The following is a 404-nucleotide window of genomic DNA, read 5'->3' as shown; positions in this document are numbered from 1 at the left end:
GCCGCTGAAGTCACCACCACGATCACGCCGATCGACCGCAATCGCGTGTCGGTGCTGTTCTCGGTGGCCGAAGGTCCGAGCGCGAAGATCCGCCAGATCAACTTCATCGGCAACAAGGCGTTCAGCACGGGCACGCTGCGCGACGAAATGCAGTTGTCCACGCCGAACTGGTTCTCGTGGTACACGAAGAATGACCTGTACGCGAAAGACAAGCTCACCGGCGACCTCGAAAACGTCCGCTCGTATTACCTGAATCGCGGCTACCTCGAGTTCAACATCGACTCGACGCAGGTGTCGATCTCGCCGGACAAGAAGGACATGTATCTGACGGTCACGCTGCACGAAGGCGAGCCGTACACGATTTCGAATATCAAGCTGGCGGGCAATCTGCTCGACCGCGAGCC

The 404-nt window shown here is 58.9% G+C and carries 1 protein-coding gene; it reads left to right on the top strand.

The genetic code is table 11. From position 1 onward, the window contains the following. Window positions 1-404 (top strand): POTRA domain-containing protein (locus P0D96_RS48460; protein WP_408321481.1); only part of this gene is annotated, 404 nt, incomplete at both ends.

This window comes from Paraburkholderia sp. RL17-347-BIC-D, assembly GCF_046027915.1.
In the GTDB taxonomy this organism is placed as follows: Bacteria; Pseudomonadota; Gammaproteobacteria; order Burkholderiales; family Burkholderiaceae; genus Paraburkholderia.
This window is presented reverse-complemented; position numbering and strand designations above follow the sequence as displayed.